At 57.8% G+C, this 24,889-nt stretch carries 27 protein-coding genes; 7 read left to right on the plus strand and 20 right to left on the minus strand.

The genetic code is table 11. The features are described from left to right. Nucleotides 1-38: 38 nt before the first annotated feature. The 6 genes from IM273_RS17590 to sad all read right to left on the minus strand — a co-directional run bounded on the left by IM273_RS17590 (nucleotide 39) and on the right by sad (nucleotide 6,222). Nucleotides 39-566 (minus strand): GNAT family N-acetyltransferase, encoded by a 528-nt coding sequence (locus IM273_RS17590; RefSeq protein ID WP_193049989.1) that lies wholly within the window; start codon nucleotides 564-566, stop codon nucleotides 39-41. Between the two features lie 83 nt (nucleotides 567-649). Next, the gene (locus IM273_RS17595; protein ID WP_028013150.1) at nucleotides 650-1,615 is read right to left on the minus strand and encodes a sensor domain-containing diguanylate cyclase; all 966 of its coding nucleotides are present in this window, start codon (nucleotides 1,613-1,615) and stop codon (nucleotides 650-652) included. A gap of 170 nt (nucleotides 1,616-1,785) precedes the next feature. Beyond that, the gene (locus tag IM273_RS17600) at nucleotides 1,786-2,148 is read right to left on the minus strand and encodes a DUF4186 domain-containing protein (protein WP_193049990.1); all 363 of its coding nucleotides are present in this window, start codon (nucleotides 2,146-2,148) and stop codon (nucleotides 1,786-1,788) included. Next, nucleotides 2,148-3,074: a glutaminase B gene (gene glsB / locus IM273_RS17605; RefSeq protein ID WP_028013148.1), complete on the minus strand. Its 927-nt coding sequence runs from the start codon at nucleotides 3,072-3,074 to the stop codon at nucleotides 2,148-2,150. Before glsB ends, IM273_RS17600 begins: the two co-directional genes overlap by 1 nt. Nucleotides 3,075-3,136: 62 nt before the next feature. Further along, the gene (locus tag IM273_RS17610; RefSeq protein WP_193049993.1) at nucleotides 3,137-4,726 is read right to left on the minus strand and encodes a methyl-accepting chemotaxis protein; all 1,590 of its coding nucleotides are present in this window, start codon (nucleotides 4,724-4,726) and stop codon (nucleotides 3,137-3,139) included. Nucleotides 4,727-4,833: 107 nt separating this feature from the next. Beyond that, complete coding sequence (gene sad, locus IM273_RS17615; RefSeq protein WP_193049996.1) at nucleotides 4,834-6,222, minus strand: succinate-semialdehyde dehydrogenase; 1,389 nt, start codon at nucleotides 6,220-6,222, stop codon at nucleotides 4,834-4,836. A 98-nt stretch (nucleotides 6,223-6,320) separates the two neighbouring features. Between sad and IM273_RS17620 the strand changes: the two genes are divergently transcribed. Beyond that, a complete protein-coding gene (locus IM273_RS17620; protein ID WP_028013145.1) occupies nucleotides 6,321-7,199 on the plus strand; it encodes a LysR family transcriptional regulator in 879 nt (292 codons plus the stop codon). Here the strand turns inward: IM273_RS17620 and IM273_RS17625 are convergent. The 3 genes from IM273_RS17625 to IM273_RS17635 form a co-directional block, all read right to left on the minus strand. After that, nucleotides 7,153-7,635 carry a GNAT family N-acetyltransferase gene (locus IM273_RS17625; protein WP_045260512.1) on the minus strand — a complete coding sequence of 161 codons (483 nt, stop codon included), beginning with the start codon at nucleotides 7,633-7,635 and terminating at the stop codon, nucleotides 7,153-7,155. The genes IM273_RS17620 and IM273_RS17625 overlap by 47 nt on opposite strands. 90 nt (nucleotides 7,636-7,725) lie before the next feature. Beyond that, nucleotides 7,726-8,520, minus strand: a complete 795-nt coding sequence (locus IM273_RS17630) for a PhzF family phenazine biosynthesis protein (protein WP_045260511.1) — start codon at nucleotides 8,518-8,520, stop codon at nucleotides 7,726-7,728. 26 nt (nucleotides 8,521-8,546) lie between these two features. Then, nucleotides 8,547-9,335, minus strand: a complete 789-nt coding sequence (locus IM273_RS17635; protein WP_193049998.1) for a PhzF family phenazine biosynthesis protein — start codon at nucleotides 9,333-9,335, stop codon at nucleotides 8,547-8,549. Nucleotides 9,336-9,512: 177 nt separating this feature from the next. Here IM273_RS17635 and IM273_RS17640 point away from each other — a divergent pair, with 177 nt between their 5' ends. Continuing rightward, complete coding sequence (locus IM273_RS17640) at nucleotides 9,513-10,709, plus strand: sugar transporter (protein ID WP_041909997.1); 1,197 nt, start codon at nucleotides 9,513-9,515, stop codon at nucleotides 10,707-10,709. A gap of 46 nt (nucleotides 10,710-10,755) precedes the next feature. On the opposite strand, the gene IM273_RS17645 is transcribed toward IM273_RS17640, so the two are convergent. After that, entirely contained in the window at nucleotides 10,756-11,421 is a 666-nt protein-coding gene (locus tag IM273_RS17645; RefSeq protein WP_041909999.1) for a MarC family NAAT transporter, read from the minus strand. Between the two features lie 256 nt (nucleotides 11,422-11,677). On the opposite strand from IM273_RS17645, the gene marR reads away from it, so the two are divergent. Genes marR through marB form a run of 3 tightly spaced genes read left to right on the plus strand, consistent with a single transcriptional unit; the run spans nucleotide 11,678 to nucleotide 12,765 of the window. Then, the gene (marR, locus tag IM273_RS17650; RefSeq protein WP_028013139.1) at nucleotides 11,678-12,112 is read left to right on the plus strand and encodes a multiple antibiotic resistance transcriptional regulator MarR; all 435 of its coding nucleotides are present in this window, start codon (nucleotides 11,678-11,680) and stop codon (nucleotides 12,110-12,112) included. A 20-nt stretch (nucleotides 12,113-12,132) separates the two neighbouring features. Continuing rightward, on the plus strand, nucleotides 12,133-12,513 hold the full coding sequence (marA, locus tag IM273_RS17655) for an MDR efflux pump AcrAB transcriptional activator MarA (protein ID WP_008502237.1): 381 nt from the start codon (nucleotides 12,133-12,135) through the stop codon (nucleotides 12,511-12,513). Between the two features lie 33 nt (nucleotides 12,514-12,546). Continuing rightward, nucleotides 12,547-12,765, plus strand: coding sequence for a multiple antibiotic resistance protein MarB (gene marB, locus IM273_RS17660; RefSeq protein WP_028013138.1), 219 nt, complete (start codon nucleotides 12,547-12,549; stop codon nucleotides 12,763-12,765). A gap of 38 nt (nucleotides 12,766-12,803) precedes the next feature. On the opposite strand, the gene eamA is transcribed toward marB, so the two are convergent. Beyond that, nucleotides 12,804-13,703: an O-acetylserine/cysteine exporter gene (gene eamA, locus IM273_RS17665; RefSeq protein ID WP_193050000.1), complete on the minus strand. Its 900-nt coding sequence runs from the start codon at nucleotides 13,701-13,703 to the stop codon at nucleotides 12,804-12,806. Between the two features lie 194 nt (nucleotides 13,704-13,897). Here eamA and ydeE point away from each other — a divergent pair, with 194 nt between their 5' ends. Next, nucleotides 13,898-15,091 carry an efflux MFS transporter YdeE gene (gene ydeE / locus IM273_RS17670; RefSeq protein ID WP_028013136.1) on the plus strand — a complete coding sequence of 398 codons (1,194 nt, stop codon included), beginning with the start codon at nucleotides 13,898-13,900 and terminating at the stop codon, nucleotides 15,089-15,091. Nucleotides 15,092-15,137: 46 nt separating this feature from the next. Here ydeE and zinT read toward each other — a convergent pair whose 3' ends face one another. From zinT to IM273_RS17710, 8 genes are all read right to left on the minus strand, one after another. After that, the gene (gene zinT / locus IM273_RS17675; RefSeq protein WP_193050002.1) at nucleotides 15,138-15,779 is read right to left on the minus strand and encodes a metal-binding protein ZinT; all 642 of its coding nucleotides are present in this window, start codon (nucleotides 15,777-15,779) and stop codon (nucleotides 15,138-15,140) included. Nucleotides 15,780-15,831: 52 nt separating this feature from the next. Further along, nucleotides 15,832-16,530 carry an urea ABC transporter ATP-binding subunit UrtE gene (gene urtE, locus IM273_RS17680; RefSeq protein WP_028013134.1) on the minus strand — a complete coding sequence of 233 codons (699 nt, stop codon included), beginning with the start codon at nucleotides 16,528-16,530 and terminating at the stop codon, nucleotides 15,832-15,834. 9 nt (nucleotides 16,531-16,539) lie between these two features. Beyond that, nucleotides 16,540-17,337: an urea ABC transporter ATP-binding protein UrtD gene (gene urtD, locus IM273_RS17685; RefSeq protein WP_059357535.1), complete on the minus strand. Its 798-nt coding sequence runs from the start codon at nucleotides 17,335-17,337 to the stop codon at nucleotides 16,540-16,542. Continuing rightward, complete coding sequence (gene urtC, locus IM273_RS17690) at nucleotides 17,337-18,410, minus strand: urea ABC transporter permease subunit UrtC (protein ID WP_045630411.1); 1,074 nt, start codon at nucleotides 18,408-18,410, stop codon at nucleotides 17,337-17,339. The genes urtD and urtC overlap by 1 nt, the downstream gene beginning before the upstream one ends. Next, entirely contained in the window at nucleotides 18,410-19,984 is a 1,575-nt protein-coding gene (gene urtB, locus IM273_RS17695; RefSeq protein WP_193050004.1) for an urea ABC transporter permease subunit UrtB, read from the minus strand. Before urtB ends, urtC begins: the two co-directional genes overlap by 1 nt. A 24-nt stretch (nucleotides 19,985-20,008) precedes the next feature. Further along, a complete protein-coding gene (gene urtA / locus IM273_RS17700; RefSeq protein ID WP_028013130.1) occupies nucleotides 20,009-21,280 on the minus strand; it encodes an urea ABC transporter substrate-binding protein in 1,272 nt (423 codons plus the stop codon). Between the two features lie 200 nt (nucleotides 21,281-21,480). Continuing rightward, a complete protein-coding gene (locus tag IM273_RS17705) occupies nucleotides 21,481-22,584 on the minus strand; it encodes a cobalamin-independent methionine synthase II family protein (protein WP_193050007.1) in 1,104 nt (367 codons plus the stop codon). 156 nt (nucleotides 22,585-22,740) lie between these two features. After that, complete coding sequence (locus tag IM273_RS17710) at nucleotides 22,741-23,154, minus strand: rhodanese-like domain-containing protein (protein WP_041910013.1); 414 nt, start codon at nucleotides 23,152-23,154, stop codon at nucleotides 22,741-22,743. Nucleotides 23,155-23,227: 73 nt separating this feature from the next. On the opposite strand from IM273_RS17710, the gene ftrA reads away from it, so the two are divergent. Continuing rightward, nucleotides 23,228-24,235 (plus strand): transcriptional regulator FtrA, encoded by a 1,008-nt coding sequence (ftrA, locus tag IM273_RS17715; RefSeq protein ID WP_193050009.1) that lies wholly within the window; start codon nucleotides 23,228-23,230, stop codon nucleotides 24,233-24,235. A 155-nt stretch (nucleotides 24,236-24,390) separates the two neighbouring features. Here ftrA and IM273_RS17720 read toward each other — a convergent pair whose 3' ends face one another. Continuing rightward, nucleotides 24,391-24,753 (minus strand): hypothetical protein, encoded by a 363-nt coding sequence (locus IM273_RS17720; RefSeq protein WP_048999552.1) that lies wholly within the window; start codon nucleotides 24,751-24,753, stop codon nucleotides 24,391-24,393. Between the last annotated feature and the right edge of the window lie 136 nt (nucleotides 24,754-24,889).

Here is a 24,889-nt window from a genome sequence, read left to right on the forward strand (position 1 = left end):
CCCTGTTTCGATCAATCCCCGGCGTGGTTGTGAAAAAATTATAAGAATTTATAGAACACCGACGTGGCCGTCATAGCGCCGTCCGGCATCAGGGCGTAGCGCGGGATCTCACCGACCTTTTGCCAGCCGGCACGCTGGTAGAAGGTTTCGGCGCCGCTGCCGGTGGAGGTATCGAGCACCAGAACCGAAATGTTTCTGGCCTGGGCCTCAGCTTCCAGCGCTTCCATCAGCGCCATTGCGGCCCCTTTTCGACGCGCTTTTTCATGAACCAGCAGCTTTGCCACGTCCGCACGGTGCGGCTGGTTTTCCGGCTGGTCGGTAATCAGTTGCACCGTGCCAATGACGCCCTCCTGCGGATCAATACTGGCCAGCACCACGCGCTCGTTGCGCCCTACGCTGTCAGCTATGCCGAGCCAGAATGAACGGGCCTTCTCCAGGTTAAAGGGCAGCATAAAGCTGACGGATGCGCCGCCGTTTACGCAGTTTTCGAGGATCCCGGCCAGCGCATCAAGATAGGTGAGAATGTCGTCGCGGGTGAGGTTTTTGATTTGCAGTGAGGTATTCATTTTTTTGTCCTTAGGATGAATACCCTCACTTTGCATTTAACATTTCATTAACGCAAACGGAACGGTCATACGCTTTTGTTATGTCATCTGGCCCGCTGCCGCTGCTGCTTCATGGCATACATTTTTTCATCGGCATCTTTGAGCCACTGCTGCAGGTCGTTGCCGTTATGATCGAATTCGCTCAGCCCCCAGGAGAACAGAAGCGACCACGGATGTAGCTTGCGTGCATTGTAGTTTTCGACCTGCTCGGCGAGATACTGCATGGCAATCCACGCGCCCTTCTCATCCGTATCAGCAAACAGCACGGCAAACTCATCGCCACCAAAACGAACCAGCATATCCGCTTCGCGGAAAGAGGCGCGCATCAGCTGCGCCATGGTCTTTAACGCCTTATCCCCCTCTTCGTGCCCGTAGCGATCGTTAATCTCCTTGAAACGATCCAGATCCAGCCAGCCGAGCGTTAACGGCTCCGCCCGGCGACGGGCGATGGAGAGCGTGAACCGCACGAGCTGGTTAAAGCCCCGTCGGTTGAATAATCCGGTCAATTCATCCGTGGTCGCCGCGCTGATTGCCGCAAACTCATCTTCAGCCAGCGCGCCCAAATCCCCCAGCACGGCGAGATCGGTCGCTGAGAACTCCCGCGGTGCGTAGTCAATCAGGCAAAGCGAGCCAACGCTTGCGCCGTTGCGTAAACGCAGCGGAAAGCCTGCGTAAAACCGCACGCGAGGTTCGCCGGCCACCAGCGGGTTATCCGCAAAACGATCGTCCTGAAGCATATCCCCGACGATCAGCGGTGCTTCGGTGAGGATGGTATGGCCACAAAAAGAGATGTTGCGCGGAACGGAATCGGGTGCCTGCCCATCCGCCGACTTAACGATCAGCGTATGCTCATCAATAAGGTTGACCATGGCCAGCGGTACCTGGAAAAAACGTTTTGCCAGACGCGTTAAGCGGTCAAACGCCGGGGAACTGTCAATCTCAAGCAGACCCGATTCGCGCAGCGCGTTAAGTCTGTCAATTTCATTTTCAGGTGTTGCAGGTGCTTTCATAATGTCTCCTGACGTAAAGCGTTACTCAAAGCGTAGCTTAAACCGAGACATTGTCAGCGTTCGACGTCCTGTTAAGCCGCTATCCATTTCACGTCAATGCGTTATGACGATTTGCTCGTCCGCTAGCCGGGTACGAAGCTGCAGGCGGTAAGCGCAGAACGCATTAAATATCATTTTTGGGCGTTCATCTGTATCACCAGCCAGCGGTGGATCACGCTGACGATATAATGTTGCTGCTGCGCGCTCAGCTGCACGCCCTGGGGAATGTTATGCCATTTTGTCAGACAGCCCCGGCAGCAGGTCGCGGTGGCATGCTGGGCGATAAACACCGGGTGGCCACGCATGGGCGTCTGCTTGCCGTCGTTTACGGGTTGCGCGGGTGCAAGGCGTTTAGCGACAAAATCGGCGGCATGCTGGTCAATGGTTTCGGGGCCTTTGTCCCAGCAGTAATGTCGTTCCTTATTGCCTAAGCGGAAGCGCGAGCGAAACGTCGATCGCGCCAGGCGGGAAAAAAGGGGATCCAGGTCAGACATCAGTATACAGAACGTCCCAGGCGCTGGGTCAGCTTCTCCAGAACCGCCACGCCGGCAAGTGAATTTCCCGTTTCATCCAGCTCCGGGCTCCAGACGGCAATCGCCATTTCATGTGGCACAATCGCCACCACCCCGCCGCCAACGCCCGATTTGGCCGGAAGGCCAACCCGCCAGGCAAACTCCCCGGCGTTCTGATACATGCCGCTGGTAGCCATCAGGGCGTTAACCTGACGCGCCTGAAGCGGGGAAACCACCTCCTGATCGAGATGCGGTGCGTGCCCCTGGTGCGCAAGGAACAGAAACGTCTGGGCCAGCTCAACGCAGTTCATCTTCAGGGCGCAGTAATGGAAGTAGTTTTGCAGCACGGTCGCCACGTCGTTGTGGAAGTTACCGAAGGATTTCATCAGCCAGGCGATAGCCGCGTTGCGGGCGGAGTGTTCAAACTCCGAGCGCGCCACCACTGAATCATAGGCAATGTCGTCCACGCCAGAAAGCTGACGAACAATCTCAAGCATTCGCTGACGCGGTGCGCTGAGGCGGCTTTGCAGCATATCGCAGACCACCAGCGCCCCGGCGTTGATAAAGGGGTTACGCGGTTTACCCTGCTCGATTTCGAGCTGAAGCAGTGAGTTAAAGGGCTGGCCGGACGGATCTTTTCCCACGCGCTGCCAGATCTCTTCTTCCTCATACTGGCGCATCGCCGCGACCAGACTCAGCACTTTAGAAATAGACTGAATTGAAAAGCGTTCAGTGGCATCGCCTGCCTGATATCGCTGTCCGTCTATGGTACAGATAGCGATGCCCAGCTTATTCCCGCTCACCGAGGCAAGGGCCGGAATGTAGTCGGCCACCTTCCCCTTTCCCAATAACGGACGAACCTGCGCCAGAATCTCGTCCAGCATCTCATTATGGATGACCGCAGCCACTCTTTGCTCCTTGCCCTCAGGCTAAAACGGGCTGCGAGTATAACAGAGGCTAATGTATTGCGTCAGGCGCTAAGACGAAAACGCGAAACGGCCTGCAATAAAAGCTCGGACTGCTTTTGCAGGCGTTCAGAGGCCTCCGAGGCGTCAGACACCAGCAGATCCGTCTGGCGCGAGACCTGATTCAGCGCCTGAAGCTGGCGCGTCATCTGGTGAATACTTTCTCCCTGACTGAGCGTGGCGGTCGAGATTTCATTCAGCAAACTGCTTAAATTGCCCACCAGACCGGTGACCTGCTGCAGGTTCTCTTCCATCAGATTCACGGCGCGGGAGCCGTCTTCAATGCCCTGCACGGAGCGGTTGATCAACTCCTGAATGGTCTGCGTCGAGTGGCTGCTCTTTCGCGCCAGGAGCCCGACTTCCCGGGCGACGACGGCAAACCCGCGCCCCTGGTTTCCGGCATGGGCGGCCTCAATGGCGGCGTTGAGCGCCAGAATGTTAGTCTGAAACGCCACGCTGTCGATCATCGCCACGATCCCGCGCATCTCTGACGATCGCTCGACGATCGCCTGCATGGAGGCATTCACGGTCGACATCATCTGGTCGCCTCCTACGGCAGCCTGACGCGCTTCATCCGCGCGCGAGCTGGCGAGGCGGGCATAGCCGGTATTCCCTTCCACGTGGGTTTCCAGCGCCGCGATATGCGCTGTAACCTCCTCCAGCTCCTTTGCCTGACGCGCCGACTGCTGGTACAGCTTCTGGTTTCCCTCCGCGAGGGAGCCAATGTTCTCCACCATCGTGGCTGTGGCGTGGCTGACCTGCGTCACCAGCTGCTGCAAGCCGCGCTGCATGGTGGCCACGCTGTCGCTAAGCTGCCCCGTCTCCCGGTTAAAGCGCATCACGTTTGGCGGCGTGCCGGAGAGATCTCCAGCGGCCAGCCGGTTAATATGCGCAATAAGCCGACGCAACGGCGTAATCACCCACCTGGACATGCCGAACCAGACGGCTGCGGCGATGGCGAGTAGCAGAACCGGCGCCAGCAGGAACAACGTTTGCAGACCGGAGAGCTGCGCCATTAAGGCCTGACGCCCCTGCATGGCCTGCTTCTCGCTGGCCTGCTGATAGCGCGCGTAGTTGTCGTTAAAGTCGGTCTGAAACGCCTGTGCCGGCACGGCAAAAAAGGCATCAATCGAGTTGGTTCTGACAAGCGCTTCCGATTGCTCCTTAATGGCATCGTAGAAAAGCTGGTAACTGTTAATCAGCGCCTCATCTTTTGGCGGGCTGAGCGCCAGCCAGGCCTTCCATGCCTGCTGAGAAACCGCCAGCGACTTTTGTGCGTCGTCCATCAGGCTGTGCCAGCTTCCTTCCGAGCCGGTTTCTTTATCCTGCATAAACCAGACGCCGGAGCGGTTGAGCAGATCGCTCGCCGCCAGCAGGGAGACGCGCGCCAGATCCAGCTTGCTCTGCTGCTGATACGCCAGCAGGTTTTGTCGTTCATTGCGCTGAGCTTCCTTCAGGGAGGCGTTCAGCAGAAAGGATGAGGAGAGCTGCAGCGCGGAGAAAAGGCCAATAATACAAAAGATACCCGTCAGCAGGCCAAACTGGCGAGGGATAAGACGCTGCGCAATACGGCGAAAAATTTGCGTTAGGTTCATAATTTTCTTCAGTAACAAGACGTTAGACGCGTGCGAGTCTACGAAACGAAAATGACAGAACCATTGCAGATAAATGACAACGGCCCTCGTAATGAGGGCCGAATAAATTACACGCGATCCTTCCACACCGTCTGCACATTACAGAATTCGTGCAAACCAAAATGGGAAAGTTCGCGGCCAAAGCCACTTTTCTTCACGCCACCAAAGGCCACGCGCGCGTCGCTGGCGCTGTATCCGTTGATAAACACCCCACCGCACTCCAGCTCGCGAGAGAATTTATCCGCAAGCGCTGCGTCGGAGGTGAAGACCGTGGCAGACAGGCCAAAGTCGCTGTCATTGGCAAGCGTCAGGGCGTGCGCCGCGTCTTTCGCAACGGTAATGGCCGCGACCGGACCAAACAGCTCCTGGCGGAAGGCCGTCATCGACGGGGTGACGTTCGCCAGCACGGTTGGCGCGTAATAATTCCCCTCACCGCTGATTTTCTCTCCCCCCAGCAGCAGCGTTGCCCCTTCTGCCAGGCTCGCCTGCACCTGCTGATGCAGTTCATCGCGCAGATCATAGCGCGCCATCGGGCCAAGGTAGTTCTCTTCTTCATCCGGCGAGCCCATCTTTAACGCGGCGACGGCGTCAACGAAGCGTCGGGTAAAGGTGTCTGCAATACCCTCTTCCACAATGAACCGTTTGGCCGCCGCGCACACCTGCCCGGTATTCTGGTAGCGCCCTGCTACCGCCGCCTTCACGGCAAGATCCAGGTCGGCATCGTTGAGAACGATGAACGGGTCAGAACCCCCAAGTTCAAGAACGCATTTTTTCAGCGCCGCCCCCGCCTGCGCGCCAATGGCTGCCCCGGCGCGCACGCTGCCGGTGACGGTTACCGCCGCAATGCGACGATCGTTAATCGCCTGGCTTACGCCGTCATTGGTGGCGTTCACCCAGCCGAATACCCCTTCAGGGAAGCCGGCGTCCGCAAAAATCTGCGCGATAAGTTCCGCCGAGCCGAGCACGTTGGGCGCGTGTTTGAGCAGATAGCTGTTACCTGCCAGCAGGATCGGCACCGCGCCGCGCAGCACCTGCCAAAGCGGGAAGTTCCACGGCATCACCGCCAGAATTGGCCCCAGCGGACGATACTCGATGACCGCGTTGTTATTCTCGACCTGCGTGGGTTCAGCATTCAGCATCGCCGGGCCATGTTCGGCATACCAGTCGCAAAGGCCCGCTGATTTCGCCACTTCCGCCCGCGCCTGCTGAATGGGTTTTCCCATCTCGCGGGACATCATCCGGGCCATCTCTTCCGCGCGACCGCGCAGCGCGGTGCCGAGATCGCGCAGCTTCTGCGCCCGGTGGGCTACGCTTTCGCACCGCCAGTGACGAAAGCCCGCATCAGCCAGCGCGATGGCACGTTCAACCTCTTCCTGCGTCGCCCACGGATACGAGGCGAGCGTTTCGCCCGTTGCAGGGTTAACGGACAGAGCATGTGTAGCAGATGAATATTTCATGATGTTCTCCACGCATTTCGGTTGATTAAGTGTGGCTCACTCTGCTATTTCTTAAAAATGAATAATACTGACCACCTTATTCACGAAACGAGAATACTATGGACTTAACCCAGCTTGAAATGTTCAACGCCGTCGCGCTGACGGGCAGCATCACCCAGGCGGCGCAGAAGGTGCATCGCGTTCCTTCGAATCTGACGACCCGCATCCGCCAGCTGGAGGCCGATCTTGGCGTGGAGCTGTTTATCCGTGAGAACCAGCGTTTGCGCTTATCTCCCGCCGGACATAACTTCCTGCGCTACAGCAGGCAGATCCTGGCGCTGGTGGATGAAGCGCGCATGGTCGTCGCGGGCGATGAGCCGCAGGGGCTGTTTGCCCTCGGCGCGCTGGAGAGCACCGCCGCCGTGCGCATCCCTGAGACGCTGGCGCAGTTTAACCAGCGCTATCCGCGCATCCAGTTTGCCCTTTCTACCGGGCCGTCCGGGACGATGATTGATGGCGTACTGGAGGGAACCCTGAGCGCCGCCTTTGTCGACGGGCCGCTGTCGCACCCGGAGCTGGAGGGGATGCCGGTCTACCGGGAAGAGATGATGCTGGTCACCCCTGCCGGGCAGACAGAGGTAACGCGCGCTGCGCAGGTGAGCGGCAGTGATGTTTATGCCTTTCGCGCAAACTGCTCGTATCGCCGACACCTGGAGAGCTGGTTTCATGCAGACAGAGCCGCGCCGGGACGCATTCATGAGATGGAGTCCTATCACGGCATGCTCGCCTGCGTCATCGCGGGCGCGGGCATCGCGCTGATGCCGCGCTCAATGCTGGAAAGTATGCCGGGCCACCATCAGGTTGAAGCCTGGCCGCTGGCGGAAAACTGGCGCTGGCTCACTACCTGGCTGGTGTGGCGACGCGGGGCGATGACCCGCCAGCTGGAAGCGTTTATAGCGCTGCTAAACGAACGTCTTCAACCAGCGCCTTCTCCATAAAAAGGCTAAGCGGATCGTCCACATACGGGGCAAACGCCGGACGCCGATCGTAGCCGCTTCGTTCATAAAGACGAATCGCGGCATGCTGTTTGATGCCCGTTTCCAGCCGTACGGTATGGCAGTGACGGCTCAGGGCCTCATCTTCCAGCGCGGCCAGCAGCTTCTCAGCCAGATGTTGCCCGCGATGGGCCGGATCGATATAAACCCGCTTCATCTCCCCCGTTCCGTCGCCGTTGAGCACGATAGCTCCACAGCCAACGGCCTGAAGCTGCGGGTCGCGGACGATCATCAGGATAAGGGATGCCGCGGGCAGTTCTGAAAGATCGAGCAGATGGTTGCTTTCGGCGGGATAGAGTTCGCTCTGATAACGGTCGAGGGCCGCAATCAGCATAAGAATGTCCGGATGACGTGCAGATTCAGAGGTAATGGAATACATGGCAGGCTCCTTGCTTTATTTGTGAAACTCAATGTCAACATAGCGCAGGCCTGCCAGGCTGCTTCATAGTATTAACTTATCGCGCAGCCGCTAGCGTAAAAAGATCCGCCCTTTCAGGTACAGGGTGGCCTGACCGGCAATGAGTACCCGGTCGCCCTTCAGCTCGCAGCGAAGATCCCCGCCGCGGTACGACACCTGGCGGGCGTTAAGCGACGTCTTACCCAGCCTTTCACTCCAGTAAGGGATCAGCATGCTGTGCGTGGACCCGGTAACCGGATCTTCCGGCACCCCTTCGCCCGGGCAGAAAAAGCGGCTGACGAAGTCATATTCCCCTTCGCCCGGCGCGGTTACGCAGACCATTTTGCCCAGCGGAACCATCGCGCCAATATCCGGCATTAATGCCTCCACCTGCTGCTGGCTCTCCAGCACCACGCAGTAGTCTCGCCCGACGCGCACCTCTTTTGCCGCCGGGATGCCCAGCGCGCTAAACAGTGCAGGCGGTGGGTTATCGACGACCTCCGTGGACCATGCGGGGAAATTCAGCGTCAGCCAGTCGCCGCTGCGTTTGACCGTCAGCTCCCCAACGAAGCGCGTGGTAAAGTGGATTTCCGTATGCGGATAGTCCAGATACTCAAAAATGACGTGTGATGCCGCGAGGGTCGCATGGCCGCAGAGGTTAATTTCATGCAGTGTGGTGAACCAGCGCAGTTCAAATCCACCGTCGGTTCGCACAAAAAACGCGGTTTCCGACTGGTTATGCTGCTGTGCCATTTTGAGAAGCGTCTCGTCCGGCAGCCACTCTTCCAGAGGACATACCGCTGCCGCGTTGCCGCCAAAGGTTTTGTCGCTGAAGGCATCCACCAGATAAAAATCAATTTCCCGCATTGTCTCTTCCTCTTTTGTTATCAGTTTTAGCGCAGATACACAGTGCCTTTCAGGTAGCACGACGCCTGACCGCTCATCAATACGCGCTCCCCTTTCAGCTCGCAGCGCACATCCCCGCCGCGCGCCGAAACCTGACGGGCAAACATTGCCGTTTTCCCCAGCTTTTCGCTCCAGTAGGGGATCAGCATCGTGTGCACGGATCCGGTCACCGGATCTTCCGGAACGGCAACGCCCGGTGAGAAGAAGCGGCTGACAAAGTCATATTCCCCTTCACCCGGTGCCGTCACGCTCACTTTATGCTCGCCCGGCGTCATTGCCGAAAAGCGCGGCGCAAGTGCTTCAACCTGCCGGGGATTTTCCAGCACAATCACCCAGGCGCGGCCTTTACGGGCTTCAACGTAATGGCGGATACCGAGCGCCGCGAGCATCTCCGGCGGCGGCGTCTCTTCTCGGGTCGGACACGCCGGGAAGTCCAGCGTCATCCACTCTCCCTCCCGGCTGACCGTCAGTCGGCCAGAGGCGGTATCAAAGTGGATCCGCGAGTCGGGGTAATCGAGTTCATTAAACAGAACGTACGCGGCGGCCAGGGTGGCGTGACCGCAGAGATTGACTTCAGTGAGCGTGGTAAACCAGCGTAGCTCAATGCCGCCCTTAGTGCAGACGAAAAATGCGGTTTCCGACTGATTATGCTGCTGCGCCATTTTCAGTAACGTTTCATCCGGCAGCCATTTGTTCAGCGGGCAAACCGCTGCCGGATTGCCGCCGAACGAGATATTGCTGAATGCATCTACCAGATAAAAATCAATCTCCTGCATTGTCTTAACGCCTGTTTTTGCTGTGTCGTACTTTTATATTCAATGAAAACAACGCCCCCGGCTACCGCTTTCATAAGGTAAATATTGAGATCTGCGTCACATAATGGTTGAGTTTTCGCCGTATGGCGTTTTAAGATCGCCTTCTCATCTTTCCAGCAACGAATCTCCGACATCCCTATGACAACGAACACAGTTTCCCGCAGGGTCGCGTGGCTACGCGTGGTCACGCTGGCCATTGCCGCATTTATTTTTAACACCACAGAATTTGTTCCGGTTGGGCTGTTGTCTGACATAGCAGAAAGCTTCCAGATGGAAACGGCGCAGGTGGGGATTATGTTAACTATCTACGCCTGGGTGGTGGCGCTGATGTCTTTGCCGTTTATGTTGCTGACCAGCCAGATGGAGCGGCGCAGGCTGTTGATCGGCCTGTTTGCCCTGTTCATTGCCAGCCATGTCCTGTCGTTTATGGCGTGGAATTTTACGGTGCTGGTCATTAGCCGCATCGGCATTGCCTTTGCCCACGCGGTGTTCTGGTCGATCACCGCGTCGCTGGCTATTCGGCTCGCGCCGGCGGGTAAACGCGCCCAGGCCTTGAGCCTGATTGCCACCGGCACCGCGCTGGCGATGGTGCTGGGGCTGCCCATTGGCCGCATCGTAGGACAGTACTTCGGCTGGCGTACCACCTTCTTTGCCATCGGCATGGGCGCGCTGGTGACGCTGGTGTGTCTGATTAAGCTGCTGCCCGCGCTGCCAAGCGAACACTCCGGCTCGCTGAAAAGCCTGCCGCTGCTGATGCGTCGCCCGGCGCTGCTGAGTATCTACCTGCTTACCGTTATCGTGGTCACCGCGCATTACACGGCGTACAGCTACATTGAACCGTTTGTGCAGGTGGTCGCGGGCTTTAGCGCAAACTTTGCCACCCTCTTACTGCTCATTCTCGGCGGCGCGGGCATTATTGGCAGCGTGCTGTTTGGTAAACTGGGTAACCAGCATGCCTCCTTGCTGGTGAGCAGCGCCATCGGCCTGCTGCTGGCGTGCCTGGTGCTGCTGCTGCCTGCGTCAGGCAGCGAAAGCCAGCTGGCGATCCTGAGCCTGTTCTGGGGCGTGGCGATCATGATTATTGGTCTCGGCATGCAGGTGAAAGTCCTGGCCCTGGCGCCGGATGCCACGGACGTGGCGATGTCGCTGTTCTCGGGGATATTCAATCTGGGGATTGGCGCGGGGGCGCTGGTGGGCAATCAGATTAGCCTGCACGTATCGATGTCGGCGATTGGCTATCTGGGGGCGATTCCGGCGCTCGTCGCGCTCGTCTGGTCGGTACTCATCTTCCGCAAGTGGCCGGTTGCGCTGGAGGAACAGGGGCAACACGGGTGAGGTACGCTTGTGCCGGGCAAGGCGTAGCCGCCACCCGGCAATGACATCAGTGGTAGGTCTTAATAATCTCCAGCACGCCGTTAATAATAAACTGCACGCCCATACAGACCAGTAAGAAGCCCATCAGACGGGAAATCGCCTCGATTCCGCCCTTGCCCACCCAGCGCATGATCGCACCGGAACTGCGCAGAGACGCCCACACGATAACCCCAATAAGCGCAAAAATTAGCGGTGGCGCAACGGTGAGTACCCAGTCCGGGAAGGTAGAGCTGTCGCGCACCGTCGATGCAGAACTGATGATCATCGCGATGGTACCCGGCCCGGCCGTACTCGGCATGGCCAGCGGTACAAAAGCAATATTCGCGCTCGGTTCGGACTCCAGCTCTTCAGATTTGCTGGTTGCCTCCGGAGACTCGTGCGCTTTCTGCGCCGGGAACAGCATGCGGAAGCCGATAAAGGCCACAATCAGCCCGCCCGCAATACGCAGCCCGGGAATTGAAATCCCGAAGGTGTTCATCACCAGCTGTCCGGCGTAGTAGGCCACCATCATAATGGCAAACACATACACCGAAGCCATCATCGACTGATGGTTGCGCTCGGCGCTGTTCATATTCCCTGCCAGCCCCAGGAACAGCGCCACCGTCGTTAACGGGTTAGCTAACGGCAGCAGTACCACCAGCCCGAGACCAATTGCTTTAATCAAATCCAACATAGTGCGTTGTTGTCCTTATCCATGTTTAACATCGCAATTATAGGGTGAAAGTGTGACGTTCAGCCATCGGCGCAACGTAACGATAGTTTTCCTTTGGGAACGATACTCATTAGTTATCTTCCTGATTTGAAAGGTTGCAAAAATCGTTCATGAAACGTTTTAGCAATTCGTGGCATCGGCTGATTCATTCAGTTGACTTATACTTGCCTGAGCAATAATATCTGCCGTGATTAAACTACTTGCCAGGGCAACCATTGTGAAAAGCACCAGTGATATCTTTAACGACGTTGTTCCGCTGGGTCGTCTTATTCATATGGTTAACCAGAAAAAAGATCGCCTGCTCAATGACTACCTGTCACCGCTGGATATCACCGCAACACAGTTCAAAGTGCTGTGTTCCATTCGCTGCGAAGTGTGTATCACGCCGGTTGAGCTGAAAAAGGTGCTCTCTGTCGATCTGGGTGCGTTAACCCGCATGCTCGATCGTCTCGTCTGCAAAGGATGGGTAGAACGAAGCCCTAACCCGAATGACAAACGCGGCGTACTGGTCAGGCTCACCAGCGATGGTGCGGCTATGTGCGAGCAATGTCATCAATTAGTAGGACAAACACTGCATCAGGAACTAACAAAAAACTTAACGGCAGATGAAGTGGCTACCCTTGAGCTTTTGCTGAAGAAAATACTGCCGTAAACAGAAAAAGAGGTATGACGATGTCCAGACGCAATACTGACGCTATCACTATTCATAGCATTTTGGACTGGATCGAAGATAACCTGGAATCGCCGCTCTCCCTTGAAAAAGTGTCTGAGCGTTCAGGTTACTCCAAATGGCACCTGCAACGGATGTTCAAAAAAGAGACCGGTCATTCATTAGGTCAATATATTCGCAGCCGCAAGCTGACGGAAATTGCCCAGAAACTGAAAGAAAGCAATGAACCGATCCTTTATCTGGCGGAGCGTTACGGATTTGAATCACAGCAAACCCTCACGCGTACGTTCAAGAACTATTTTGACGTGCCGCCTCATAAGTACCGAATCACCAGCGTGCCGGGTGAATCCCGTTACCTGTATCCGTTAAAACACTGTAGTTAATCATCGCCTGTAAAAGACGTAACCGAGGAAAAAATGAAAGTTACCGCCTCCGCCGCCCTCGCCTTGCTGGTGCTGTTTTCCAGCCAGACCTTCGCGGAGCAAACCCCAGGTGCAACGCAGCAAAATAATCATGACACGATGATTTTGCCGTCAGCACATGACCAGTCGCCTTATGATTTCAACCACATGGGTGCTGGTAGCGACAAATCCGACGAATTAGGCGTGCCTTATTATAATCAGCACGGCCTCTGATTCGTTTTTGCCCCGCAGCCGCGGGGCTTTTTTATGCCCTATCCCCTTACCCGCGCCGCCCGGCGAACCCGCAGGCCAAACACGTTGATGTACAGCCCGGCCATGATCAGCACGGCACCGAGCAGCTGCAGCGCGCTCAGCGTTTCATCCAGCAGTATCGCCGCACTGGCAAGCCCCACTACCGGAACCAGCAAAGACAGCGGCGCGACGCGCCAGGTCTCATAGCGCCCCAGCAGCGACCCCCAGATCCCGTAGCCCACGATGGTGGCGACAAACGCGAGATAGATAAGAGAAAGGATCGTGGTCAGATCGATCTCGACCAGGCTGTTCAGCATCACCTCCGGGCCATCCAGAATAAACGACGCCACCAGAAACGGGATTATCGGAATCAATGCGCTCCAGACCACCAGGGACATCACCTGAGGCCTCGCCTCGTGCTGCATAATCAGCTTGTTGAAAATATTGCCGCACGCCCAGCTCAGCCCCGCCGCCAGCGTGAGCATAAACCCGAGCAGCGCCACATCCTGACCGTTCAGGCTGGCTTCAATCAGCACCAGCACGCCAAATACCGCCAGCGTTATCCCCGCCAGCTGCTTGCCCTGCAGGCGTTCGCCAAACACAAATGCGCCGAGAATAATGGTAAAGAACGCCTGCGCCTGTAACACCAGCGAGGCCAGACCGGCCGGCATGCCGAACTTGATGGCGCAGAAGAGAAACGCGAACTGGCCAAAGCTGATGGTCAGACCGTAGCCCAGCAGCAGTTTTAACGGGATTTTCGGACGGGCGACGTAAAAGAGCGCCGGGAACGCCACCAGCATAAAACGCAAACCGGCCAGCATCAGCGGGGGCATGTTGTGCAATCCCAGCTTGATGACCACAAAATTGAGTCCCCATACCACGACCACCAGCAACGCCAGCAGTCCGTCTTTACGCGTCATACCCTGCCCCTGAATTATTAATAATTTGTTAACACTTCAAGGTAACAGAAAAAAGTGTGCCGCGAGAAGATCATTATTTCTGGCAGGCAGCTGAAGCACTTAGGGATAAATCGGGTGCTATACAAGCCCATTATGTCATGGTAATCCTGTTAACACTCGTCTAAAAAAAGCATAAGCAACCGTCGGGAAGGAATATGAAACCATCTCTCAGGCGCTCAACCGCAGCGCTGCTGGCATCGTCATTGTTATTAACCATCGGTCGGGGGGCAACGCTGCCGTTCATGACCATTTATCTCACGCGCGTGTTTAATATGAGCGTCGAGAATATTGGTTATGCCCTGACGATTGCGCTGACCGTTGGCGTGGTGTTCAGCCTGGGATTTGGCATTCTGGCCGATAAGTTTGATAAAAAACGCTATATGCTGATCGCGATCGTGGCTTTTATCGCCGGTTTTGTCGCGATTCCGCTGGTGGATAACGTCACCCTGGTAGTGCTGTTCTTTTCCCTGATTAACTGCGCCTATTCCGTCTTTTCGACGGTGCTGAAAGCCTGGTTCTCGGACGTGCTGACCTCCAGCCAGAAAGCGCGCGTCTTCTCGCTCAACTACAGCTTCCTGAACATTGGCTGGACGATAGGGCCGCCGATTGGCACCCTGCTGGTGATGTACAGCCTGCAGCTGCCGTTCTGGCTGGCGGCCTTCTGCGCCGCGCTGCCGCTCGGGTTTATACATTTCTTCGTGCAAAAAAGCGTCGCGCTGGATACCGCCGAGGAGAAGATGCCCTGGCAGCCGTCGGTGCTGCTGAAAGATCGCGCCCTGTTCTGGTTCACCCTCTCCGGCCTGCTCGCGTCTTACGTGGGTGGATCGTTCGCCAGCTGCATTTCGCAATACGTACTGGCCGCCAATGCCGACAGCGATTTTGCCCAGAAGGTGGTCGCCGTGGTGCTGCCCGTTAACGCCGCCGTGGTGGTAACGCTGCAGTACGCGCTGGGGCGGAAGATCTCCGCCAGCAATATTCGGCCTTTAATGACCGCCGCAACGCTGTTTTTTATCCTGGGGCTGGGAGGCTTTATGCTCTCCGGGGAGAACCTGATTTACTGGGGCATCGCCGCCGCCATCTTTACGCTGGGTGAGATTATCTACGCACCGGGTGAATACATGCTGATCGACAACATCGCCCCGCCGGGGATGAAGGCGAGCTATTTTTCCGCGCAGGCGCTGGGCTGGCTCGGCGCGGCGGCAAACCCGATGATCACCGGCATTATCCTGACCAACCTGCCGCACTGGTCGCTGTTTGCAATCATGATGGTTGCCATCGTCGTTGCCTGGCTGATGATTTTGCGGGGAATGAGCGTGAAGGCGTGGAACGAATCCCCCAAAGCGGCGTAAAAAATAGTGGCCGGGTAAGGCGAAGCCGCCCCCCGGCAATAACGCATCAGTGGTGCAGCATCTCCTCCACCACCTGCTCTTTGTACATCTCGTTTGGATAATAGGTCGGCCAGTTGTCCATCTCTTTTAGCAGCGCCTCGTGGGAGGTATTGCCCATAAAAATATGGAAATGCGATGAGGCTTTCGGCCCGATGATGTGGTCGCTGAACTGCACGAACTTCGGCGCCTTGCTGTCGGCATCCTTACACTCAAACAGATAGCGAACGCCTTTTTTGCCCGATGCGTAGGTCAGAATTTTGTAGCCACTGTAGTCATACTGACAGCTGCTGACCGCCTTGCCTCTGTGGAATTCCATTACGTTATTTTCAATGCCGATGGCATCCACGTCCGTGGCATATCCCTTGCGGTAATACGCTTTCACCTCGTCAAAGGTTTTGCTTTTATCCTTCTGCGCTTTCTGTTTGAAGACCGGATCCAGCGAACCGTCCAGCAGGAACGGATACACCGACTGCCAGGTGCCGTCCCAGTCGGACAGCGTTCTGTCCTTCACGTATTTATCCTCAAACACGCCGTTCGCCGCTTTCTGTTCCGCTTCGGTCATCTGATGGCCGTGCGAGTGAGCAAACAGCTGGCCACTGACCAGCAGCGCCCCCAGAGTCATGGCAAATTTTCCAATATGTGCAGCCAAAGTAACGCCCTCATTCCGTTTTATAAGAATGAGGATGTTATATTATAACATTTCAGATCGCAACCAGCCCGCGAACGCCCTCCTGCTCCATATTTTCGCCCCTCCCGCGCTGAATGATAGTGCCGCGGGACATCAGGAGATAGCTGTCGGCCAGCTCGGCGGCAAAGTCGTAAAACTGCTCGACGAGCAGGATTGCCATGTCGCCTCTGTTTGCCAGGGTGCGGATCACCTGGCCAATCTCTTTGATGACGGAAGGCTGTATGCCTTCCGTCGGTTCGTCCAGAATCAGCAGCTGCGGACGGCTCGCCAGCGCGCGACCAATCGCCAGCTGCTGCTGCTGCCCGCCGGAGAGATCGCCCCCGCGGCGGTGCTTCATCTCTTTGAGAACCGGAAACAGCTGCCAGATCTCGTCAGGAACCTGCTTTGCCTCGCGGGCGGAAAAACGCGACAGCCCAAGCAAAAGGTTCTCTTCCACGGTCAGGCGCGGGAAAATCTCGCGGCCCTGCGGGACATACGCCACGCCGGACTGCACCCGCTGGTGCGGCCTGCTGTGGGTGATCGTTTTACCCTGCCAGATGACCTCCCCGGTTTTCGCCGGGATCAACCCCATCAGGCACTTCAGCAGCGTGGTTTTCCCGACGCCGTTGCGTCCCAGCAGACAGGTGACTTCACCGGGAGCGGCTTCGAAGCTCACGCCGCGCAGGATATGGCTGCCGCCGTAGTACTGATTCAGTTCGTTAACCTGTAACATCATCGCTCCTTAGCGGCCCAGATAGACCTCAATCACCTGCTCGTTGGCCTGCACCTCGCGAAGCGAGCCTTCCGCCAGCACGCGCCCCTGATGCAGCACCGTGACGTGGTCGGCAATCGTTTCAACAAAGCCCATGTCGTGCTCCACCACCATCAGCGAATGCTTGCCCGCCAGGGTTTTGAACAGCTCGGCGGTGTATTCCGTTTCCGCATCGGTCATCCCGGCGGCGGGTTCATCCAGCAGCAGCAGGTGCGGGTCCTGCACCAGCAGCATGCCGATCTCCAGGAACTGTTTCTGCCCGTGCGAAAGCAGCCCGGCGCGACGGTCCCGCTCGCTACCAAGACGCAGAAGAACCAGCATCTCGTCAATGCGGTCCCGCTGCTCGCCGTTGAGTTTTGCCCGCAGGCTCGCCCAGACGGATTTATCGGTTTTCATGGCGATCTCAAGGTTCTCCCACACCGTCAGCGCTTCAAAGACCGTGGGTTTCTGGAATTTTCGGCCAATCCCCTGACGGGCAATGGCCGCAGGCTCCAGCCCGGTCAGGTCGATAGACTGGTCGTAAATCGCTCTCCCGCTTTTGGGCCGGGTTTTGCCGGTGATCACGTCCATAAGCGTGGTTTTACCCGCCCCGTTGGGGCCAATCACGCAGCGCAACTCGCCCACCCCGATATTCAGGGTGAGATCGGTCAGCGCCTGGAAGCCGTCGAAACTGACGTTAATAGCCTCAAGCTGAAGCACCGGGTCAGTCTGGTCCCGGTAGCGATCGCCGGGCAACTGGCGGGTAAATAACTCTTCCGTTGGCTGCATTATTTCTCTCCCTTACGCAACAGACCGTAGACGCCGCGCGGCAGGAACAGCGTGACGGCGATAAAAATCAGCCCCAGAAACAGCTGCCAGTACTCCGGCATGGCAACGGTAAAGAAGCTTTTCGCCCCGTTAACCAGAGCCGCGCCAATCACCGGCCCCACCAGCGTGCCTCGCCCGCCCAGCGCCACCCAGATGGCGGCTTCTATCGAGTTAGTCGGCGACATTTCACCGGGGTTAATGATGCCCACCTGCGGAACGTACAGCGCCCCCGCCAGGCCGCACAGCACGGCGGAGAGCGTCCACACCAGCAGCTTGAACCCGCGCGGATCGTACCCGCAGAACGTCAGGCGGTTTTCCGCGTCGCGCACGGCGGTCAGGATGCGGCCAAACTTGCTCTTCGCCAGCGCAAATCCGGTGCCCAACGCCAGAAGCAGCAACAGCACCGTCGCCAGGAACAGCGCGATGCGGGTGGTCGTTTCCGTCACCGAAAACCCGAGCAGCGTGGTGAAGCCGGTAAAGCCGTTATTGCCGCCAAAGCCGGTTTCGTTGCGAAAGAACAGCAGCATGCCCGCGTAGGTTAGCGCCTGGGTCATAATCGAGAAGTAAACCCCTTTGATCTTCGAGCGGAAGGCAAACCAGCCAAACACCAGCGCCAGCAAACCCGGCACCATCACGATCAGCACCAGCGCCCAGGCAAAGTGCTGGGTGCCCCACCAGAACCACGGTAGCTCGCTCCAGGAGAGAAACGACATAAACGCGGGCAGGCCGTCGCCTGACGCCTGGCGCATCAGGTACATGCCCATCGCATAGCCGCCCAGGGCGAAGAAGATGCCGTGTCCAAGAGAGAGCATGCCGGCGTAGCCCCACACCAGATCCAGCGCCACCGCAACGATGGCATAGCAGAGGATCTTGCCGATGAGCGTCAGCATCCAGGTCGACAGCGCCAGCGGATGCGTGGCGGGCAGCAAGGCGAAAAACGGTAATATCAGCAGACACGCCACCAGCAGGCTGCCTGCAATCTGTGTCGTGCGCGGCGCTTTACGCGCCAGCGTTAAGGTCAGCGGCTGGCTCATCAGTCAATCACTCTCCCTTTCAGCGCAAACAGCCCCTGAGGGCGCTTCTGGATAAACAGGACGATCGCCACCAGAATCACGATCTTGCCCAGCACCGCCCCCATCTGCGGCTCAAGGATTTTATTGAAAATGCCCAGCCCGAACGCGGCAGCCACGCTGCCTGCCAGCTGGCCTACGCCACCGAGAACGACTACGAGGAACGAGTCGATGATGTACCCCTGACCAAGCTCCGGCCCGACGTTCCCAAGCTGGGATAAGGCCACGCCGCCTAACCCGGCGATCCCTGAGCCCAGCCCAAACGCCAGCATATCGACGCGCCCGGTCGGTACCCCGCAGCAGGCGGCCATGCTGCGGTTTTGCGTCACCGCGCGCACGTTCAGACCAAGACGGGTTTTATTCAGAATCAGCCAGGTGAAGAACAGCACCAGCAGCACGAAGCCCAGCACCACAATGCGGTTCCACGGCAGGGTCAGGTTGGCAAAAACCTGCACCCCGCCGGAAAGCCAGGCCGGGTTTGCCACCTCCAGGTTCTGGGCACCAAAGGTCATGCGTACCAGCTGGATGAGCATCAGGCTGATCCCCCAGGTCGCCAGCAGCGTTTCAAGCGGACGACCGTACAGGTGACGGATCACGGTGCGCTCCAGCACCATTCCAATGCCCGCCGTCAGGCAGAATGCCACCGGCAAGGCGATAACGGGATAGAGCGCCAGCCACTGAGGGGCAAGCCCGGCCATTGCCTGCTGCACCATCCACGTGGCGTACGCCCCCAGCATCAGCATCTCGCCGTGGGCCATATTGATGACGCCCAGCAGGCCGTAGGTGATCGCGAGCCCCAGCGCGGCCAGCAGCAGCACCGACCCCAGAGAAAGCCCCATAAACGCCTGGCCCAGCAGATCGCCCCACATCAGGCGATGCGTAATCTGGCTAAGACTCTCTTCTGCGGCCGCGCGAACGCCGGCATCCGGCTCGGTCTGCGCCTGGGTAAACGGAGTGAGTCTGGACTGTACGTCCGGATCGTCTGACTGGCCCAGCAGTTCGACGGCCCTGCGGCGCACCTCCGGCTGCGGGCTCGCCAGCTGGAGGTTTGCCGCCGCCAGCAGCAGCGCCTGACGCGCCACAGCGTCCGCTTCATCCCCGGCGCGCTTTTCAAGAAAAGCGAGCATGTCGGGCTGAGCATCACGCTGGAGCTGACAGGCTGCAGCCCGTCTTTCGGTGACACTGTCACTAACAAGCTGATGCGTGGCAATGGCCGTTGCAGCCAGCACGCGCAGCCGGTTTGTCAGGCGTACGGCTTTGGTTTGCCCTACTGCCGCGCGGGCCTCACCGAGCGAAACCATTTCGCCATTACGCTTCGCAAAGGCGTGCTTTTGGCTGTCGGTATACAGGTTTTCCTTTTGCAGGGACTGAAGCAGCGGAAGCCTGGCGGCATCCGGCGCGGCGGCCCACTGCGTGAGGAGCTCCGCCTGCTGGCCGCGGCTGGCGGCAACAAAACGATCGGCATCCGATGCCTGCGCCATCCCTGGCAGCAGTCCGGAAAGCCATACAAGAGCGATGAACATGCGCATGGCGTTCATGACGTTTCTCCCTGAGGCAATGGCCTAGTTGCTGGCGGTTTTCATCGGCTGGTCGGGCTTTTTGTCATTCCCGGCGATGAACGGACTCCACGGCTGGGCGCGCACCGGCTGTTCCGTCTGCCAGACCACGTTGAACTGGCCGTTGCCTTCAATTTCACCGATCATGACCGGCTTGTGCAGATGATGGTTGGTAGCATCCATGGTGAGCGTAAAGCCAGACGGCGCCTTAAATGACTGACCGGCCATCGCCGCGCGCACTTTATCCACGTCGGTGGTGCCCGCTTTTTCCACCGCCTGTGCCCACATATGGATCCCCACGTAAGTCGCTTCCATCGGGTCGTTGGTCACCACGGTATCGGCATTCGGCAGCTTGTGCGCCTTCGCATAGGCTTTGTAATCCGCGACGAACGCCTGGTTGGTTGGATTATCCACGGACTCAAAGTAGTTCCACGCCGCCAGGTTACCCACCAGCGGTTTGGTGTCGATTCCGCGCAGCTCTTCTTCGCCGACGGAGAACGCCACCACCGGCACGTCGGTGGCCTTCAGCCCCTGGTTAGCCAGCTCTTTGTAGAACGGCACGTTGGAGTCGCCGTTGATGGTCGACACCACGGCGGTTTTGCCGCCGGCGGAGAATTTCTTGATGCTGGCGACGATGGTCTGGTAGTCGCTGTGACCAAACGGGGTGTAAACCTCTTCGATGTCCTTATCCTCAACCCCTTTCGAATGCAGGAACGCGCGCAGGATTTTGTTGGTGGTGCGCGGGTAAACGTAGTCGGTCCCCAGCAGGAAGAAGCGCTTCGCCCCGCCGCCGTCTTCGCTCATCAGGTATTCCACCGCCGGGATAGCCTGCTGGTTCGGCGCCGCGCCGGTATAGAAGACGTTTGGCGACATTTCCTCGCCCTCATACTGCACCGGATAGAACAGCAGGCCGTTCAGCTCCTCAAACACCGGCAGCACGGATTTGCGCGAAACCGACGTCCAGCAGCCGAACACCACCGCCACTTTATCCTGGCTCAGCAACTGGCGCGCCTTCTCGGCAAACAGCGGCCAGTTTGAGGCCGGATCCACCACCACCGGCTCCAGTTTCTTACCCAGCACGCCGCCTTTGGCGTTGATTTCGTCGATGGTCATCAGGGCGACGTCCTTCAGCGGGGTTTCGGAGATGGCCATCGTGCCGGACAGAGAGTGCATGATCCCCACTTTGATGGTGTCGGCCGCCTGCACGCCAAAACTCATTCCCATCGCCACGACGGACGCGGATAACGCAAAGGCTTTTAATAAGGTACGACGCTGCATATTTTCACTCCTGAAAAAGAACGCTGTGCGAAAACGTCCGTTACGGCATGGACGCGGAAAAAAGGTGTCAGCGAAGCAGGAGCAAAAAGGATGCCAGAATGGAGGAAGCGCTATTGCAGGAGACAGACGGCACGATGTAAAGAGAACGACTCAGAATGGCACAGCGCTGCACTTTTATAATGCAGCGCTGAGGAAGCGGTTTACCAGACTTCGCTGGCGATCTGCGTCACCAGACGGACCTTATCCCACTGCTGGGACTCGCTCAGGCTGTTGCCCTCTTCGGTGGAGGCAAAACCGCACTGCGGGCTGAGGCAGATTTGATCTTTCGCCACGTATTTCGCCGCCTCTTCCAGACGGGCCTTCACGCCTTCCGGGTTCTCCAGCTCACCGTTTTTCGTGGTGATCAGCCCCAGCACCACCTGCTGCTTGCCCGGGCGAACGAAGCGCAGCGGCGCGAAATCCCCGCTGCGGTCGTTATCGTATTCCAGGAAGAATGCGTCAACGTTGACCGTCCCGAAAAGCACTTCCGCCACCGGCTCGTAGCCGCCTTCGGAAATCCAGGTTGAACGGAAGTTACCGCGGCAGACGTGCAGCCCGATGGTCAGATCCTCTGGCTTGCCTTCCAGGGCCTTGTTCAGTACGCGGGCATAGATTTGCGCCAGCTCATCGGCATCGTCGCCGCGCTCGCGGATCTGACGGCGCTGGTCGTCCGAGCAGAGATAGGCCCAGACGGTGTCGTCCAGCTGCAGATAACGGCAGCCCGCGTCGTAGAATGCGCGTATCGCGTCGCGCCAGGTGGTTGCCAGATCGTCGAAATAGTCGTTCAGATCCGGGTACACCGTCGCGTCGATGTCTTTGCGCCCGCCGCGGAAATGGAGCACGCTTGGGCTGGGAATGGTCATCTTCGGCTGGGCATTGCCGCTGATGCTTTTCAGATAGCGGAAGTCTTCCAGCATCGGGTGGTCGCCAAAGCCCAGCTTGCCGGTCACGCGCACGCCGTAGGCTTTGGTTTGTACTCCGTTGAACTGAATCCCCTGCTGTGAATCGTAACGCTCAACGCCCTGAAGACCGTCGAAGAAATCGAAGTGCCACCAGGCACGGCGAAATTCACCGTCGGTCACCACATGCAGGCCGCACGCGCACTGCTGCTCGACGACGTGGCGAATAGCCTCGTCCTCCACCGCGCGAAGTTGTCCGGCATCAATCTCGCCGCTGGCGAACTTCAGGCGAGCCTGCTTGATGGCATCCGGGCGTAAAAAGCTGCCGACTACGTCGGCGCGGTATGGGGCGTGCTGTCGTTGCATGGAAATCTCCTCAGTCTGCCGGTATTAATTGCCCGCAGTGATAATTCATTATTTGAATCTTTAGGCTTCTGGATGTCTAAACGTCCAAAAAAGATGTCATACCTTACCGTTTCCGGCAAACGAGAAAATTTCACGGGTGTTGAAAAAAATTCATCTTCACAGCGCGTCAGCGTGCGCCTGGCTGGCAAAGGCGTAGCGTTCATCTTCCCAGCCGGTGATGCCGCCGAGCATGATTTTGACCGGCAGCCCGAGACGCGCCAGCTTCAGCGCGGCTCTGTCCGCGCCGTTACAGTGCGGTCCCGCACAGTAGACGACAAACAGCGTCCCTTCCGGCCATTGGGCCATGCGCTCAGCGGTCATCTGGCTCCAGGGCATATGCAGTGCGCCCGGCACATGGCGGCGGGCAAACTGCTCCGGGCTCCCCACCACGTGCAGCAGCACGAAGTCCTGCTCATTATTGGCGATGGCGTGATGCACGTCGGCGCAGTCGGTTTCAACGCTCAGGCGACGCAGAAAATGGGTAACGGCTTCCTGCGGCTCGGCAGCCGGAAATTCAGTAACATAGCTCATGATCCTTCCTCATCTTTGGCGTTTGTGTTAACACTACTCTATCCACAAATTCAGCCCGTGAATGCGCTCGCTTATGCCAGAAAACAGCAAAAAGATGACAAACTTAAGACAGGTTACCCGCCCGCAGGTGGTGGTGCTGGCGTATGACGGGCTATGTACCTTTGAGTTTGGCGTGGCGGTTGAGATTTTTGGCCTGCCGCGTCCGGAGCTGGGCGACGACTGGAATCGTTTTGCGGTGGCGAGCGTGGATAGCGGAGAACTGCGGGCGACCGGCGGGATCCGCATCGTTACCGATGGGGACTTGAGCCTGCTTGCGTCGGCGGACCTGATCGTGGTTCCCGGCTGGCGGGGGCTGGACTCACCGGTTCCTCCGGCGCTCTGCGAGGCGCTGCGCCAGGCCAGCGCGCGCGGATGTCAGCTGCTGTCCATCTGCTCGGGCGTGTTCGTGCTGGCCGCTACGGGGCTGCTGAACGGACGTAAAGCCACGACGCACTGGCGCTACATTGACGCGCTTAAGGTCCGCTACCCTGACATCGAGGTGGTTGAGGATGTGCTCTACCAGGACGAGGGCGATATCCTGACGTCCGCGGGCAGCGCGGCGGGGATCGATCTCTGTCTGCACGTCGTCCGGCGGGACTATGGCATGGAAACCGCCAACAGCGTGGCGCGTCGGCTGGTGATCCCCCCTCACCGGGATGGTTCACAGCCGCAGCAGCTGAGCCGCCCGGTGGCGCAGCTGCGAGAAAGCCAGCGCCTGGGCCAGCTGTTTGATTTTCTGCACACGCACCTTGTCGAGCCGCACAGCGTCGACTCGCTGGCACGTCGGGTCGGCATGAGCCAGCGCACCTTTCTTCGTCGCTTCGAGGCGGCAACGGGCACGACGCCAGCTCGCTGGCTGCTTAATGAACGCCTGCTGAGAGCAAAAGATTATCTGGAGAGCAGCCGTTTAAGCATCGACAGCATCGCGGAACAGACCGGGTTTGGTCAGGCGTCTACGCTGCGCCATCATTTTCGTCAGCAGTTTGCGCTTTCTCCGGCTCAATATCGCAAACAATTTTCACGTTCTGATACTGACCGCTAGCGGAAAAAGCGCAAAAAAAACCGCCATTATCTGGCGGTAAATGCTTGCATGGATAGATTTGTATTTTGGTCTCTACGTCCCCGACGCTCCATGGTCGGGCAGCGGATCTCGTACAAACTAACACCGCCTGTCTCAACGAAAGCTAAACAGCCTGATTAACTCGCGCTGGTGTTGATTTGCAAATAGCGCATCAGGCCCTGCTCAGCGCTCTGCCTGGCATCATCGTTAAGGGCCTCGAGATAAAACGATCGCGATACGCCATAGGGAGCCTTTTCAGAGGGATATACCGCAAACTGGAATGTTTTTCCCCGTGCCGGATGGGTGCAGTCTAATTCCCAGCGCTGTTCATTTACTCTTTTACTATTGCAGGCTACGCGTCCATAGTCGCTGGTTAAATAGGAACCAACGCGAATTTCAGCGGACTGAATATATTCTGGTTCGTCATTACCGATATAGCGAAATCCTGCGGTAGCCCCAACGGCAGCCACGAGGAGCGCAAGTGCGATTATTTTTTTCATTTATTTAGACTCATTCCTTAGCCAGAGAACCTCTATTATATAGGATTATCCTTAAAGTAAATGTCTGTTTACGTACCAGAACAGGTAGTTTACAACGCGTAATTCGTATTTAGGATATTTCTTAAGAAAAATTCCG

This window comes from Enterobacter cloacae complex sp. P13B, assembly GCF_014895915.1.
GTDB classification, from domain to species: Bacteria; Pseudomonadota; Gammaproteobacteria; order Enterobacterales; family Enterobacteriaceae; genus Enterobacter; species Enterobacter bugandensis.

Coding starts and splice junctions, on each gene's coding strand:
- IM273_RS17595 (WP_028013150.1), bottom strand. CDS start 1,615: ATGAAAGCACCTGCAACACCTGAAAATGAAATTGACAGACTTAACGCG.
- ftrA (WP_193050009.1), top strand. CDS start 23,228: ATGCCAGAAAACAGCAAAAAGATGACAAACTTAAGACAGGTTACCCGC.
- IM273_RS17625 (WP_045260512.1), bottom strand. CDS start 7,635: ATGTATTCCATTACCTCTGAATCTGCACGTCATCCGGACATTCTTATG.
- marA (WP_008502237.1), top strand. CDS start 12,133: ATGTCCAGACGCAATACTGACGCTATCACTATTCATAGCATTTTGGAC.
- IM273_RS17705 (WP_193050007.1), bottom strand. CDS start 22,584: ATGCAACGACAGCACGCCCCATACCGCGCCGACGTAGTCGGCAGCTTT.
- IM273_RS17610 (WP_193049993.1), bottom strand. CDS start 4,726: ATGAACCTAACGCAAATTTTTCGCCGTATTGCGCAGCGTCTTATCCCT.
- IM273_RS17600 (WP_193049990.1), bottom strand. CDS start 2,148: ATGTCTGACCTGGATCCCCTTTTTTCCCGCCTGGCGCGATCGACGTTT.
- ydeE (WP_028013136.1), top strand. CDS start 13,898: ATGAAACCATCTCTCAGGCGCTCAACCGCAGCGCTGCTGGCATCGTCA.
- IM273_RS17590 (WP_193049989.1), bottom strand. CDS start 566: ATGAATACCTCACTGCAAATCAAAAACCTCACCCGCGACGACATTCTC.
- IM273_RS17710 (WP_041910013.1), bottom strand. CDS start 23,154: ATGAGCTATGTTACTGAATTTCCGGCTGCCGAGCCGCAGGAAGCCGTT.
- marB (WP_028013138.1), top strand. CDS start 12,547: ATGAAAGTTACCGCCTCCGCCGCCCTCGCCTTGCTGGTGCTGTTTTCC.
- eamA (WP_193050000.1), bottom strand. CDS start 13,703: ATGACGCGTAAAGACGGACTGCTGGCGTTGCTGGTGGTCGTGGTATGG.
- urtB (WP_193050004.1), bottom strand. CDS start 19,984: ATGAACGCCATGCGCATGTTCATCGCTCTTGTATGGCTTTCCGGACTG.
- urtA (WP_028013130.1), bottom strand. CDS start 21,280: ATGCAGCGTCGTACCTTATTAAAAGCCTTTGCGTTATCCGCGTCCGTC.
- urtC (WP_045630411.1), bottom strand. CDS start 18,410: ATGAGCCAGCCGCTGACCTTAACGCTGGCGCGTAAAGCGCCGCGCACG.
- urtD (WP_059357535.1), bottom strand. CDS start 17,337: ATGCAGCCAACGGAAGAGTTATTTACCCGCCAGTTGCCCGGCGATCGC.
- IM273_RS17720 (WP_048999552.1), bottom strand. CDS start 24,753: ATGAAAAAAATAATCGCACTTGCGCTCCTCGTGGCTGCCGTTGGGGCT.
- IM273_RS17620 (WP_028013145.1), top strand. CDS start 6,321: ATGGACTTAACCCAGCTTGAAATGTTCAACGCCGTCGCGCTGACGGGC.
- urtE (WP_028013134.1), bottom strand. CDS start 16,530: ATGTTACAGGTTAACGAACTGAATCAGTACTACGGCGGCAGCCATATC.
- IM273_RS17640 (WP_041909997.1), top strand. CDS start 9,513: ATGACAACGAACACAGTTTCCCGCAGGGTCGCGTGGCTACGCGTGGTC.
- IM273_RS17630 (WP_045260511.1), bottom strand. CDS start 8,520: ATGCGGGAAATTGATTTTTATCTGGTGGATGCCTTCAGCGACAAAACC.
- sad (WP_193049996.1), bottom strand. CDS start 6,222: ATGAAATATTCATCTGCTACACATGCTCTGTCCGTTAACCCTGCAACG.
- IM273_RS17635 (WP_193049998.1), bottom strand. CDS start 9,335: ATGCAGGAGATTGATTTTTATCTGGTAGATGCATTCAGCAATATCTCG.
- IM273_RS17645 (WP_041909999.1), bottom strand. CDS start 11,421: ATGTTGGATTTGATTAAAGCAATTGGTCTCGGGCTGGTGGTACTGCTG.